This window comes from Acidithrix sp. C25, assembly GCF_904848545.2.
Genome location: NZ_CAJHCI020000006.1, coordinates 1,016,189 through 1,029,501 on the forward strand (window position 1 = coordinate 1,016,189; position 13,313 = coordinate 1,029,501).

Sequence of the window (13,313 nt, forward strand, 5' to 3'; positions counted from 1 at the left end):
GTCGGGCTAGGACGAATGGTACGAACATCATTCGAACACTGACGGGCGACGGCCATACGTGCGTCGTCTTCGACGTAAAACCTGACGCCATCAAGAATCTCGTGAAAGACGGGGCGGCTGGGGCATGTTCGGTGGTCGACTTCATGGAGAAGCTCACCGGACCCAGCGCGGTGCAGGTCAAAGTGCCCTCGGGGATGTCATCGGCGAGACCATCGATGGTTTCGCCTCCAACATGGAACGGGGTGACACCACCACTGTTGCCAGCAACCTATTTTTGACCCACGAGCAGCAACCTATTTTTGACCCACCCCACCCATTCATGGTAGTGCGTTTGAGCAGATTGAGATATCGCTGGTTGTAGATTTTTGAATTCTCTTGGGTCAAAGTCCAATGCGATAACCGACATTTGCCACTGGGTTAAATCTTGACTGGTTGAATTGGATTGCTTGGAAAACTTATCCATTTAGGCGTTAGGACTTAGGCAAGGCACTGGTTGTCGTATATCCATGGATCAACTCGAGGCTCTATGGCTTCATAGCTATAGTCTTTGGCCCAAACGGTCATGATCCATAAGTATTGGTCTTCGAATTAATTGGATTGTTGGTTCTAGGACGTGGGGCTAATGCTACGGCAGCATCTTGATGATTAGGAAAGAAAGAACTTTTTGTTGATTTAGTAGTAGCTACGGGCTGTGGGTCTTGTTGACCAAGAGTCGCCGATTTCAACTCGGTAGGCGAAAGTTACAAATTTGACTATCTGTAATACTCTTGGTCCACAAATCCACAGTCCATTAGGACTTGTTGTAGTCATAGGATCTTAATATGTAATAGAAATATCTCAGAGTGCATTTTGGCAATCACTGATCACCTGTGATTGGGATTGGGTTCTCAGCTTTGGAATGATCCTCTTGTTATCTCAAGGTCCATTAAATCATAGACCAAGTGCTCTTGGGGCTATTGAGTCGAATGACTATTTTCAATCTTGTGGTGACTATCAGGACGATTGATACATCCATTTAGTGTCTCGATTGATAGTTGCTGGTAGCAAGTGCCACCAACATCGGAGTGATCTCCGTTTCTCATGAATCAAATGACCAAACCTAGATCTCACATCTTTTCTGCCCAATCCCAGTGGAGCCAATATGACCGAGGTTGATAACCACGGCGCTTGAAGCCTAGGAGACAATTGCGAAAGTAGATCCTTAGCTGTTTTGGATTTAAAGCTCCGAACTTAATGCTAGATAAGGCATAGCAACCCCACTCCGAGTCAAAAAATGCCACCCGAAAGAGTTGATTTCCGAATTGTGCAATTGTCTCTTAGGTGATCTCGAAGGTGCGCTTCATCGACGATGAGTCACAGCACTGACTAGTCAGAAACCCGCCATGGCCATTGGAAGCAATCACGTAACCCCATCTAAGCGAAATTGAACTACTCCATAAAGCTGAACTTGTCGACATTGTCTTGATAATCGATAATGACTGGGCTACGGGGCCTACTGAGAGTTGAGTCCTTGTGGATAATCCTGATTCATTAATGGGCCTTGGGATCGATGGGAATCTGGCGGTAGTACTATAGCTAGCCCTATAGCTTTGGATTCCTCAGGAATCGACCGACACCAGCGCAATTGTGAGATCCTCAGATATCTACGTGAAGCTCTTGGCCCAAAGCCTCAAAGGTGAGGGTCGCTGTGGCGAATATGGTAGTGGCGAATATGGTTGTGGATCGGTATTCCTCAATCTTTAGAGGTCATGGACCACTAGTTGATAATCTAGAGGTGACTCAGAGACAAAAGTAAGATATTCTCTCCGGCTGCTTTGGCTGCTTTGGCCATAACGATTCACATCCACATTGTTATGGCCTAGGCATGGCCTTTGGCTAAAGCGATGACACTTTGAGATCGCCAAAGCCTAAAGGCTGCAAAGGGGCTATGGATTTGTGGACCAAGAATGCGGGCTAACCCAAAGCTATGGCTTTCACCCATCGATTTATCATTAGTTACTCTTGGTCAACAGGATCCACAGCCCGTCACTACTACCAATTAAACAAAAGATTCTTTATTTTTTGATCCTGCTCTAAATCGTCATAGCTAAAATTCCAGCTCAAAACAGCAACGATTCGATTTAGTTGGAAGGAAACCTAATCAGCTGAGAGTACTTACCCCTCTCTGCCAAGATTGTTGTCACCTAGCTTGATTTTTGTTTATAAGAGGGCGAAGATGGAATGGTCATGAAAAGGTACCCCAAAGAACTAAAGCAAAAAGTAGTTGCAGCACTATATGAGCTCGACAATTCAGGAGATGCTACACCTGGTGCTATCGCCAAGATTGCAAGGGATAACGAAATCAATGCAAACGTTGTCTACCAGTGGAACTCGGAACGCAAGGCTAGTGCAAATGCAGCCAGCGATAAGATCAACAAGATTAAAGCTGTTGTTGACACAGCTGCGATGAATGAGCACGAACTCGGTTCATGGCTGAGATCAAATGGAGTTCTAGCAGAAGACACAGCCCCTACGGCGAAATACCTTAGAGTCAGCTCTTGACAACAAGAGTGCTGCTAATAGGGCTCACCAGGCGGAACTTGATAAAGAGCGCAAAGCCAGAGTGCGAATTGAAGCTGAACTAGCTAGAAAAGAAAAGGCACTAGCAGAAGCTGCTGCCCTATTGGTTCTTCAAAAAAAAGTACAAGAGACAGAGCTTGTTATGATCCACGGGGGAAGAAGGGGACGTTTAGTCTCTCCCCTCTGTATCTAGATCACAACGTTCGAGCTCAAGCTGTAGCCCTCATCAGTGAAGCAATAGATGCAGGTGCTAGATGTTACAAAGCCTGTGAAGTTTTGAAGATATCAACTCGTACATTTCGGAGATGGGAATCTGGTGCTACAGATCGCCGGCGAGGAGCTGTACACAAACGTCGCTCTAATGCACTATCGGAGGAAGAGAGACATGAGATCATCGAAGTATGTACTTCGAGTAAGTTCTCCTCTCTTACTCCTGCCCAGATTGTGCCTAAACTCGGCTGTAAGGGCAGATACATTGCATCTGAGAGGACCTTCTATCGAGTACTAAAGGATAGCAATCTAAACAAGCACACGAGCAGGACGAAACCGCCGAAGAAGAGAGCTAGACCAGTGCACACAGCAGTAAAACCAGGTGACATCTGGACACTTGATATCACCTGGCTAAATGGACCAGCTAGGGGGATCTACTACGCATATGTGATCATTGATCTGTACTCACGCAAGATAGTCGGATGGGAGATATACGAATCTGAAAGCTCTGAGCAGCTAAAGAGAGTCGTAAAGCGAGCAATGGCTAGAGAGAATATGGTCCCGAAGGTGATCCATAGTGACAATGGATCACCCATGAAGGGGTGGTCACTAGTTGAGTACTTATATGAGCTAGATGTAAATATATCAAGGTCACGGCCTCGGGTATCTAACGACAATGCTCATATTGAGTCGCTCTTTAAGACGGTGAAGTACTTTCCAACCTATCCCTATGGAGGATTTGCAACCATCGATGCTGCACGCAGGTGGATGAGTGAATTCGTTGATCACTACAACAACGACCACCAGCACTCTGGTATCAAGTTCGTAACCCCACAACAGGCACACAGTGGAGAACACATCGAGCTACTAAATAGACGGCGCGAAGCTGTAGGTGGGAGCAACGCAAATCCAAACCAGGACTTCTGGATCTCAGGCAAATGCAGAGACTGGGATCCAGTATCAGAGGTACCAATTATTCCTACGAATAAGTCGGTTGGAGATGGACCAAAAGGGAGACGAAAGGAGGTAGCTTAGATGGTGCGAAAGTGACAACTTCCTTGGCAGGCTCCTTGCAGTTGAGTTCATCTCATTTCTAGATCTCATTGACAAAGAAATACCAAAAGATCTAGAGGTCCATCTCATTATGGATAACTACGTTACCCATAAGACCGATACAGTGTGTAAATGGAACCTTGAGCATGAACGCTTTCACTTTCACTTTACTCCCACCTATTCATCGTGGATGAATCTTGTAGAGCGATGGTTTTCTGAACTAACTACCAAGATGTTGCAGAGGTCAACACACAAGTCAGAAAAGCAACTTATTGCAGCTATTACAAAATGGACTGAAACCTGGAATGAGAATCCTCGTCCTTTTAGATGGCATAAGACGGCTGACGAGATCTTTAGATCCATGGAGAAGTACCTCGGACCATTTACTAAGTGAATTTATGACTAGTGACACTAGATATTCTCGAGCTTTGATCTCAACATAGGAAGCCTTGGGGCTATTCATCTCAAGTGCACAATTGATACCAGCTACTATTGCTACTTTTGGAAGTCTTCGACCAATGAGTAAAACCGATATCATCTCAAATACACCGTCGCGCTCCCCATACTTTTGGGTTGCAGCAGCTAGAAAGCTAGCGTGTTCAGCCCAAAAGGTACCTTTCTTTTTCGCTTGATCTAATGGCACCGCTGAGGCAAATGCACCTGGTTTACGGGTAAATGCCTCTAGGTAGTGATCGAGTATCAAGGAGGAGTCTCCCCTGTGGATAAGGCGATCATGACGTGCAACCACCTTGCCCTTATGAACTACTACTAGATCGCTAGCAGATAGTGCCACCTCGACTGACTTACCAATAAGGCTCACCGGTACTGAGTAATGACAGCTGCGGACTGAGATGCGCGATTTAGCATCGACTTTTGGAAAAAGTATCTTGGCGCACCCAAAGGGTTCGCTAACCAATCTCATCAGGTGTTTCTTCTCTTCAGTAAAATCTGTATGCACTGTGGTGCGACGGTAGCTGATATGGCGGGTCTTATCGTCGTTGTCTACTCGTAGATGAAGCTTGTCGTTGATCTCGCCAAGTGTTTGACCATGGGGAAGCGGTACGAAGTATCGGCGCCTTGCTCTCTTTACCTCTCCCTCGATTCCACCTTTTTCATGAGCTCCATCGATTCCAGGAGTACAAAAGGACGAGGTGAAACCATAGTGAGACCTAAATGCCACGAATCGTTCGTTCTCCATCCTCTCTTTACCAGATAGTACCTTTTGAACAGCACTTGTTAAATTGTCATATCTGATTACTTCAGGGATGCCCCCAAAGAATTCAAAGGCTTTTTCGTGCCCATCAAAAAAGCACTCTTCTAGACTCGCCGCTATAGACCATATGAAATGCTTTACCGGAGTGAGATAACCTCATAGCAAACATCTTCGCCTTGATCTTTTCTCCATTGACATAGACAAGTACATCACCAAAGTCAACATCTGCACTTTTACCCGGTAGGTGAATTTGGGGGATCATCGCTGTAGGAACTGGCAGGTCTATCTCAGCCCGTAGTGCCTTTACCATTACTCGTACGGCTGAGACTGAAACATCAGCTTGACATTCATCAACGAGGCGTTGCCAGACACGAGTTCCGGTGTGTCGCTGCTTGGGAGCTACATTACAATCGTCTTCGAGCCACTTACGAACTACCAGTTCGTATTGACCTAGCTTTGGTCGACTAACAGCGCTTACGCTTCTCTCGGGCGGCATTGCATTCATCAGAGCCCGTCGAACCACTCTTCGATGAACTTTGAACTTATTTGCAGCACCTCTAATCGAAAAGCCTTCTTTATTTACCGCAACTCTGATATTCTCGTAGAGTTCCACTCTTAGCATCCTTTTTCTGTCTTTTGAGTCGTTTTTCATAAACTCAATGATAGGAATTAATGTGTCTAAGAGTGGGGCCACTTGGTCAAGCTAACTGGGGCCAGTTTGGTCCGTTGTTTCCACCGAAGTGACTCCCCTTCAGGAATGGGGCCAAGCGGAAAGGCGTTCCGTTCTGGTCGAGTCGAAACCTGTGATTCAATTGCGACAGACCCAGGAATGGGCCCTTGGAGGTCTGATCTACTTTCGATCAATTTGCGTTCCGGAGTTGGCATTCCAGTTGTAGCTGCAAGTGGCGATGTCGTTGCTGTTATCAATGGATATTCGAAGGTACTCAGTTACTTTGGTGTAAATAGAAGACGGCGAACATTAGAGCATGTAGCACACATCTTTGGAGCTGCGCTGTCTCGTCTCGATACTGGTAATCAGATAATTTCCCATAGTGATCGAAGTCTCTTCCGATCCCTACTCTATGGTGGCGGGCTAGAAATCGTCTACCAGCCAATCGTCAATCTCAAAAGTGGTGACCTCTATAAGGTTGAAGCCTTAGCTCGGCTTAGAGATTCCAATGGGGATCTACTATCTCCTGCGCAATTCCTTCGAGCATTTGGATCAGATGACCTCTTCTATCTATTTGACCAAGGCCTAAATAAAGGCCTATCAGCCATTTTGGCTTGGAGAAGCCACGGATTATTTAGCGGTCTAGGCGTAAACTTCCCTCCACAGGGGATGTTCGATGATCGATATATCAGAAGTATCGAACGCAACCTTGAAGAGAGCGGGGTGGATCCATCTCTGCTTACCCTTGAACTTACGGAGGACGAGGAACTGCTTCAGGGCAATGGAACGTCGCCTACAGTACTTCAGCGTGCTCGAAATATGGGCGTCCATTTAGCGCAAGATGATCTCGGTGCTGGATATAGCTCTCTATTACGCCTTGAAAGCGTCGGTTTCGACGAGGTCAAGATAGATCAAGAGTTGGTTCGTTCTCCAGCCGAGGTCGCCCATTCCGTGGACCTAGTAGCTCACTTGACCGATTTAGCCCATGACCTTGGGATGAACGTCGTTGTCGAGGGGTTAGAAGATGATGCTTTGGTGGAGGCAGTTGCAATCTTAGGCGCGGACTACGGGCAGGGATATGGCCTTGGTAGGCCAGTCGATTTCGAAGCAATCATCGATTGGTACCACTCTTTTAGATACAACGAGCCGGTTAGTACCGTTCGAACTCCTCTTGGAGCATTGGCATATTTACGCAAATGGTCCCGTCGTATTATTGCGATGGAGACATTTCTATATTCAATTGACGTAACAGATCTAGTTGCAGATCTCAGGTTGATGATAGGAGGATCAAACGACTATCTGATTGATCAGCGAATTGCGCAATTTCTCGTCGACTCTAGGAAAAATGCAGGACTTGGTTCACTTTTGCGCTTAGAGGAAGACCTCGCACGCATTATCAATCTCAAATTGGATGGTGTTCGGCCCCTTCCTGTTGATGATGCCACAGAGCCTTCGGCTGCCAGGCCAAATGCCTTGAATTCGATTTCCCTTCGTCAAATGAAGGATATATATTTACTCCAAGGTCGCCTTTTAGGTGAGATCGAGAAGGGGCTTTCGGCTTCGGAAGTCATCAATAAGGCACTTATTGAAGTCGAGATATTGATTCCGCATTCAATAGGTTGCGTCTCGCTCCTCGATAGCTTTGGCAAAGCAAACATAGTTTGGGCTCCAAGTTTACCTTACGAAACATGGCCTTTACTTACGGATGTATCGAATGCGACGAGCAATGGTTCAGATGCGACAGCAGGCTTCAGTGAGCGGGCGGCCTTCGAAAGTATCGTGCGATATGACCCAAGATGGAGCCAATTTGGAGAGGCAGCACAGGAGCTTGGAGTCTCAGCGAGTTGGTCAATTCCGCTTCGGGATCAATCATTGAAAACAATTGGGATACTATCGGTCCTCAAGTCGCGGGAAGGTCTAGCTTCAGAGTTCGACTCGATGCTGCTTGAGACGATTGGCTCAATCATCTCGCTCTGTTTGAAGCTCAAGCAAGTTGACGAAGTTCAGACACGAAGGCAAGAATATCTCTCAGAACTCTTCGAACTTCCGACTTCCTATAAATTCTTGATCAACTCAGCCACCGGAGAAATTGCTAACGCAAATCGTGAGGCAGTCGATCGCTCAGGTTACAGCAAGGACGAACTACATAAATTATCGTTCTTCGACTTAGCTCCCCAATTAGACAGAGAAGTCCCACTTTATTTGCAGTTGAACTTTGATATCACTAATCAATGGGCTGGGGAGTTGACTGTTCGCGACAAGTTTGGTGAATTTTGCGTAATGCGATACCACGCCATGTTCCGAGGACTGGGAAGGGAGCCTGAACTTTTCGTTGCACTATACGAGGGTCGAGATGGCGACGAACTAGTAGTGCAACTTCGGCACGAACGAACATTGAACGATCGAATTATGGATTCAGTTGCGGCTGCGGTAATGGTGGTAAACGAAAAGGGGCAAATAACGCGGTTCAACCGCGGAGCAGAGCAGTTGACTGGTTTCACGAGTCTCGAAGTATTTGAAAATCCAACTCTTTGGAGATATTGGATCGACGAAGGCGACCAATCCCTCGTGGTGGAAACATTTTTAAGAGTACTTGAATTTGGGGGATCAGCCGTAAATGAGATTTGGCACCACCACCGAGATGGAAATAAGCGCCTAGTTGAGATGCACTACAGCTCTGTTGTGCGGGATAGAAGAGATACAAATGCGGCAGTTGTGCTCTACGGCGTCGATGTCACTCAAAGGAGCAGAGATGCTGCACTGGTACGTGAAGACCTTGACTTTGTCGCTCAAGTGATTGAGGCGATTCCAAGGCTGATCTATGTTCTAGATCGCTCATGTCGGGTAATACGTTGCAACAGAGCTGTCTTAGATTTCACCGGTGCGAAGCTCGCCGAAATAGGAGAGGCACCCTTTCAGATAGTGGAATACTTTGCTCCGGATGATCGACCAGCAGTTCGAGCTTGGTTTGCCGATGCATTGGCCGGAACCGTCCGCGAAAAGGCAATTTCAACTTGGGTTCGCAGAGACGGCGTTCATCGGATAATCGAGTGGCACAGTAGCATCATCTACGGCCACGATGGAAAAGCCTCATCCTTCGTTGTGGTAGGCACCGACATAACAGAGCAAAGGATCGCCGAGAGTCAGCTCAGGAAGGCGGCTGTAGTATTCGAACACACCGCCGAAGCAATCGTGATAATTGACGCTAACTCGCAAATAATTGACATCAATCCCGCCTGTATTCGGATGACCGGCTTTGAGCGGGAAGACGTGATCGGAAAAACATCCCGATTCTTCGCGCCCAACCCCGAGAACGAAGTGCTCTGGGAATCGATGAACGACGCATTGCGAACCGGTGGACACTGGAGTGGATCTGTGCAACAGCGCCGCAAGGATGGTTCGGTCTTCGCGACATTCGTCAATATATCTACAATATTTGGCAATCTAGGTCAGCCCGATTTCTACGTTGCCCTATTTTCTGACATTACCGACCTGATGGACTACCAGGATAAATTAGCGAAATTGGCCTACTTTGATTTTCTCACCGAGCTTCCAAATCGGAGCTTCGTGGGTGAAAAGATGGCTGACCAATTGGCAATAAATAGGCGCTTCGGAGGAATGACTGCATTGGCATTTTTGGACTTGGATAACTTCAAGCCGGTAAATGACAGATACGGCCATAAGGCTGGCGATACGCTACTGATCACCCTGGCTAGGAGGATTAAAGATGCGGTCCGTGAAATTGATACGGTAGCTCGCATTGGCGGCGACGAGTTCGTATGCATCCTTGGGTCAATCGATGAATTTGATACTGCTCGGGGCGTAATTGGACGGATAATGGAAGCAATTGCCACCCCAATCTCTATCAGTGAAGACCGCACCGAATGGGTTACTATCACCGCGTCGGTCGGTGTGGCATTTTCTAAAACCGCAAACGACGACCTAGATTCGCTACTGCGCCGTGCGGATCTTTTGATGTACGAAGCAAAGGCTCGCGGAGGCAACTGTTATGTACTTGAAGGGGAAGACCTAGGAACGGCTAGCCAAAACTTCTCTATCTAACTGTGCCTGCGCCGAACTATGTCTTCGCCTAAGGTTCTGTTTTGTTACGTTAGGATTCGGTCAGCAACACTTTCAATCTGGTCATTCGTGGCTCTCGTTCGATTTCTATTTGCGGGTGCGTCGGAGGCGAGCCAAATCCATGATTGGGTTATGCCCGATACTCCGATGATTATTGGAATAATGGTCTAAAGATTCCTGCGCGATCCTTGGCCTAAGAGTGGATACGGAACCTACCAATCAAGTTGCTACGTTCACGCAATCTAAACTATCTTCCTCATCGTCAAGGCGAACATGCCTCACAGTGAACATATGACAAGAACCACGAGGTCACACGACTACGTGCAATAGCCAATCGATCACCACATGCTTTAGCCGTAGTGCAATAGGCTTCGCTGATAGCGATCAAAGCCAAAACTAGTGCACTTGAGGTTGGCAAACCTACCGACACAAGAATTTTTGATGAAATTCCTTTCTATCTTAGGACCATAAACGGTTCCTAAAATGAGGACAATCTAATTTTTAATATATGATATGAACTAATTTAAACCGGGTGCATTTTGAAAAATCGTATCAACTTTAATTGATGATTAAGATTTCATATTTTTCAATTACAGATAAGGCGCTCCAGCGCACAGGCCCTAGAGCGCGACAAATTCACTAAATTTATAGCAATACGGCCAAAAAATTGAATTTCTCGCGAAAAGTTGATATATTTTTTATAATTGCGCGGAAGATTTTGTTTGGTTTTGAAGATGTTATGTTTTAGCCCTGGTTTTGATTATTTTTCAGATAACGACGACAATTTTGTGAAGCGAGGAATACCACCGCTCACAATGGTGAAAGATCAAAAATCTAGGCCTCGAGACAATTCCCTAGTTTCCAGGAAAACACCGAAAACCAAAGCCACACCGACTGAACCTAGCCCCATATTAAAGTTCAAAGAATTAATAAGTACAACTTCCGTTGCGATCCTCTACCCGCCGCGCGTCGCGGGCGACGACATAAGGGCGTAGCGGACAGTGACAGTACGCAAAGTTTCAACGATACTTCGCCAGAACCTTCGTCTGAGCAAAAATTATTTGCCGGTTCCAGAGGAAGCGACCCAAGTCACTTCCAACGTAGGCAATCGATCGGTACGCAACGCCCTCAATATTCGCTACGTCGACGTCGGTGGTGGTCAAGACTGCGCTAACGAACTCCTAGCCGCATTCGGACCAGATTACGACCTCGAGCAGTACGGAGTTCGCCTTGTAGCATCTCCTCGCCACGCTGACGTGTTATTAGTTACAGGATGCGTAACTAAGAAGATGGCTGATCCGCTGCGTAAAACCTACGAGGCGATCCCTAACCCCAAAATCGTTGTCGCCTGCGGGGATGCGGCTATCACAGGAGGCGTCTTTGCCAACGCTAAGTACTGTCTCGGTCCAGTTTCAACAGTGATACCAGTGGACCTAGCGGTGCCCGGAGACCCGCCAAGTGCGGCAACATTGGTCGAAGTTTTTCGACAAATCTCAGGGCGATATAAAAGATGAAATCCCTGTTCGCCGCAGCGTCAATACTTTATATCACCTCTATCGCTTCAACGATTTTGCCAATCCCTGCCCGAACTTCGCTCCGACTATCTTCGACACTTAACTTTTCGCTCGCCACGATTGGACTTATCGCAGGATGTGCACGAATCGCAGGAGTGGGATCGACCTCCGTCCTAATTCACCTTGGCAGCAGGTGGATGACCCTCTCCTACTCCCTCTCGTATCTTGGTGCCCTATTTTTGGTTCTACTCTCCTTTGTATCGGCAATTACTGTCGCTTACGGCGCCGCCCAGCCTCACACCGACGGATTTGCCTCATCGAAGTTGGCACGATCTACCTTCATATTTTCGATGATGACGGTAGTCGCAGCCGGGAACGCACTCTCATTTACTATTGGATGGGAGCTGATGACAATTAGCTCCGCACTACTTGTGGTTGTTGAGGTAAAAAAGTATCCGTCGGCTAAGAGCGCACTCATCTGGTACCTAACTATGTCGCAAGTTAGCGCTATCTCGCTGATTCTTGGTTTCTCATCACTTTCCTCAAACGGGTCCCTTGGGAGCTCACTGTGGTGGCCTGCTTTGTCAACAATTGGCCACAAGCCCATTTCTGCAATTGGTATCGGGCTCTTATTGCTTGCTTTCGGAATCAAAATGGGGCTGCTACCGGTTCATGTTTGGCTACCCAAAGCTCACCCCGCCGCCCCAGCCGAGATATCGGCCCTTATGAGCGGTGCCATGGTAGCAATGGGTGTTTACGGGCTCTTACTAACCGTGACCCAACTTGACAGAAGTTTGAACATACTTTGGGGCGAAGGGCTGATCGTCGTTGGAGCGGCGACCGCTGTCTACTCGATCATAAGGGCGGCAGTAGAGGATGACCTCAAAGTCTTACTCGCCCAGTCTACGAGCGAAAACATGGGTCTCATCGCAATTGCAGTAGGCACTTACATCTGCGCCCTGAGATCCCATGAGGACTACGTCGCTAATTCCGCCCTATTAGCTGCAGTACTCCTGACCTTCGCACACGCCTTCTTCAAGCAGAGCCTCTTCATGGCGGCTGGGTCGATCTACCAATCCAGTAAGACAAAGAGGATAAATGAGCTTGGCGGCATTGGCTCGAAGATGCGGTTCACGACCGCAACGTTCGCATTGGGTGCGGTTGGAGCAACAGCACTACCTCCAACATTAACTTTCGTCGCCGAATGGCTATTGCTACAGACGCTCTCTCACGCAACTTCAGTAAACGCCAAAGTTTCAATTGTACTCAAAACCCTCTTTCCAATCGCAGTTGCGGCGATAGCGCTAACCACCGGACTCGCCGTTGTAACGTTTGCCAAAATCGTCGGGGTTGCACTACTCGGTATACCTCGCTCGAAGACTGCATCAAAAGCTAGAGAGGTTTCGCCCAGCGTATGGATCGGTCCTCTCGTCGCATCAATCGCGATATTCGCACCGGCCTTATTGATCGGCCTCGTAGCTCGTCAAATCAATCGAATCCTCGACCTAAAACTGTCAATCAGTTCAACTTCGATCTTTACCCTTGACCTACCCGTGTTTCGGGCGTCGATAACACCTCTAGCGATAGTTGGGGTCTTCCTTGGAGCTGTTGCCTCACTCTGGATTTTCACAAAGGTCCTTACAAGAAGGGCTCCAAACCGTATCGTTGAAGTTCCTTGGGGATGCGGCCTTATTGCAGTCGATCCAATGTTTCAGTCGAGCGCTTCGGGCTTCACCGAGCCCGTACTTCGCATCTTTGACGATGTGATCAATCCCGGGCGAGATATTGAAGTTAGCCACGGATCAGAGTCCACGTATTTGAGCCAACGCCACCTCCGCGCCAACTTAGCCAAATCTGACCTCTTTGAAGATCGCCTTATGCGCCCAGTAATCTCAACGGTGGAAAAGGTAAGTTCGAGGGTGCGGGTAATCCAAGGCGGAAGCATCCACCTCTACTTGATCTACGCCTTCATAGGCCTTATCAGCGTCATAGCACTTTCGAGTCTTTGAGGGAT

9 protein-coding genes and 1 pseudogene are annotated in these 13,313 nt (G+C 47.5%); 8 read left to right on the top strand and 2 right to left on the bottom strand.

Going from position 1 to position 13,313, the window contains the following annotated elements; translation table 11 throughout:
- The first annotated feature begins 29 nt into the window (after positions 1-29).
- From ACIDITHRIX25_RS000000104225 to ACIDITHRIX25_RS000000104230, 5 genes and pseudogenes are all read left to right on the top strand, one after another.
- The gene (locus ACIDITHRIX25_RS000000104225) at positions 30-278 is read left to right on the top strand and encodes a hypothetical protein (protein WP_502756212.1); all 249 of its coding nucleotides are present in this window, start codon (positions 30-32) and stop codon (positions 276-278) included.
- 1,948 nt (positions 279-2,226) lie between these two features.
- Positions 2,227-2,541, top strand: a complete 315-nt coding sequence (locus ACIDITHRIX25_RS73605; RefSeq protein ID WP_201732668.1) for a hypothetical protein — start codon at positions 2,227-2,229, stop codon at positions 2,539-2,541.
- A 61-nt stretch (positions 2,542-2,602) separates the two neighbouring features.
- Entirely contained in the window at positions 2,603-2,752 is a 150-nt protein-coding gene (locus ACIDITHRIX25_RS73610) for a hypothetical protein (RefSeq protein ID WP_249685650.1), read from the top strand.
- Entirely contained in the window at positions 2,743-3,804 is a 1,062-nt protein-coding gene (locus ACIDITHRIX25_RS73615) for an IS3 family transposase (protein WP_283770412.1), read from the top strand. The genes ACIDITHRIX25_RS73610 and ACIDITHRIX25_RS73615 overlap by 10 nt, the downstream gene beginning before the upstream one ends.
- Before the next feature lie 79 nt (positions 3,805-3,883).
- A pseudogene (locus tag ACIDITHRIX25_RS000000104230) lies at positions 3,884-4,036 on the top strand (transposase); the annotation flags it as partial.
- Between the two features lie 42 nt (positions 4,037-4,078).
- Here ACIDITHRIX25_RS000000104230 and ACIDITHRIX25_RS000000104235 read toward each other — a convergent pair.
- Together ACIDITHRIX25_RS000000104235 and ACIDITHRIX25_RS73625 are read right to left on the bottom strand one after the other, a co-directional pair.
- Positions 4,079-5,020 carry a Mu transposase domain-containing protein gene (locus ACIDITHRIX25_RS000000104235; RefSeq protein WP_502756199.1) on the bottom strand — a complete coding sequence of 314 codons (942 nt, stop codon included), beginning with the start codon at positions 5,018-5,020 and terminating at the stop codon, positions 4,079-4,081.
- Positions 5,021-5,123: 103 nt separating this feature from the next.
- Positions 5,124-5,648, bottom strand: a complete 525-nt coding sequence (locus ACIDITHRIX25_RS73625) for a hypothetical protein (RefSeq protein ID WP_201732669.1) — start codon at positions 5,646-5,648, stop codon at positions 5,124-5,126.
- A gap of 105 nt (positions 5,649-5,753) precedes the next feature.
- On the opposite strand from ACIDITHRIX25_RS73625, the gene ACIDITHRIX25_RS73630 reads away from it, so the two are divergent.
- The 3 genes from ACIDITHRIX25_RS73630 to ACIDITHRIX25_RS73640 all read left to right on the top strand — a co-directional run bounded on the left by ACIDITHRIX25_RS73630 (position 5,754) and on the right by ACIDITHRIX25_RS73640 (position 13,308).
- Positions 5,754-9,767 (top strand): PAS domain S-box protein, encoded by a 4,014-nt coding sequence (locus ACIDITHRIX25_RS73630; RefSeq protein ID WP_201732670.1) that lies wholly within the window; start codon positions 5,754-5,756, stop codon positions 9,765-9,767.
- Between the two features lie 1,019 nt (positions 9,768-10,786).
- Entirely contained in the window at positions 10,787-11,299 is a 513-nt protein-coding gene (locus ACIDITHRIX25_RS73635; RefSeq protein ID WP_201732671.1) for an NADH-quinone oxidoreductase subunit B family protein, read from the top strand.
- Positions 11,296-13,308: a proton-conducting transporter transmembrane domain-containing protein gene (locus tag ACIDITHRIX25_RS73640; RefSeq protein ID WP_201732672.1), complete on the top strand. Its 2,013-nt coding sequence runs from the start codon at positions 11,296-11,298 to the stop codon at positions 13,306-13,308. The genes ACIDITHRIX25_RS73635 and ACIDITHRIX25_RS73640 overlap by 4 nt, the downstream gene beginning before the upstream one ends.
- The last annotated feature ends 5 nt before the right edge of the window (positions 13,309-13,313 follow it).